Here is a 1,043-nt window from a genome sequence, read left to right as displayed (position 1 = left end):
GCGGCACCGATGCTGATCGAGATGGTCTCGCCGGCGTTGGCACCGACCTGGAAGTTCTTGCCGGTGTAGGAGCCGTCGAGCAGCTTGGCGCCGTTGAACGTCGTGGTCGTGGTGATGCGGTCCAGCTCGGACTTCAGCTGGGTCACCTCGGTCTGGATGTTCTTCTTGGCGTCGGCGTTCAGGCCGGCGTCGTTGGAGGCCTGCACCGAGAGGTCGCGCATGCGCTGCAGGATGGAGTGCGTCTCGGTGAGAGCGCCTTCCGCGGTCTGCACGACCGAGATGCCGTCCTGGGTGTTGCGGACGGCCATCTTGAGGCCGCCGATCTGCGAGCGCATGCCCTCGGAGATGGCCAGGCCGGCGGCGTCGTCGGCAGCGCGGTTGATGCGCGAGCCCGACGACAACTTCTCCAGCGACTTGTTCATGCTGTCGTTGGTGGCGTTCAGGTTGCGATAGGCGTTCATCGCGGCGATGTTGGTGTTGACGGTCAGGGCCATGATGTCCTCCGTGGAATCAGGTCTCAGGGTGGTTGTTCCCGCTGCATCCGTGCTACGGGGCGTGCCCTTGAGGTAACGGCTGGGACGGGCCGTTCTCCACTCGAACTGCGGCAGATTCTCACCGTCGACGACGTGATCGGTGGGGGAGGGACCAGGTCCCTCCCCCACCGATCACCGGCGCTCAGCTCAGCGCAGCAGGCTGAGGATGCCCTGGCTGGCCTGGTTGGCCTGCGCCAGCATGGCGGTGCCGACCTGGCTCAGGATCTGCGTGCGGGTGAACTCCGACATCTCCTGCGCCATGTCGGTGTCGGTGATCCGGCTGTTCGACGCCGTCAGGTTCTCGATGGAGGCGTTGATGCTGTTCTGGGCGTAGTCGAACCGGTTCTGGATCGCACCCAGGTTGGCCCGGGTGGTGGAGACGGTGCTGATCGCCTTGTCGATCGCCGTCAGGGCGTCCGCCGTCCCGCTGGCCCCGGTGAAGCTGACGGTGGCGGCGGCGACGTCGGCGGCCGAGGAGCTCAGGGCGAAGCCACCGCTGGTCATGTAGCT

At 66.2% G+C, this 1,043-nt stretch carries 2 protein-coding genes; both read right to left on the bottom strand.

The genetic code is table 11. The annotated features are described in order from the left end of the window. On the bottom strand, positions 1 to 494 hold a 494-nt coding region (locus G1H19_RS22320; protein ID WP_459562364.1), incomplete at its 3' end, for a flagellin N-terminal helical domain-containing protein. Between the two features lie 186 nt (positions 495 to 680). Then, positions 681 to 1,043, bottom strand: a 363-nt coding sequence (locus G1H19_RS22315; protein WP_268895491.1) for a flagellin, incomplete at its 5' end; no start/stop codon positions are given.

The organism is Goekera deserti (assembly GCF_010685995.1).
Lineage (GTDB): Bacteria > Actinomycetota > Actinomycetes > Mycobacteriales > Geodermatophilaceae > Goekera > Goekera deserti.
The sequence above is the reverse complement of the archived record's forward strand: the minus strand, read 5'-3'. Positions and strand labels throughout refer to the sequence as shown.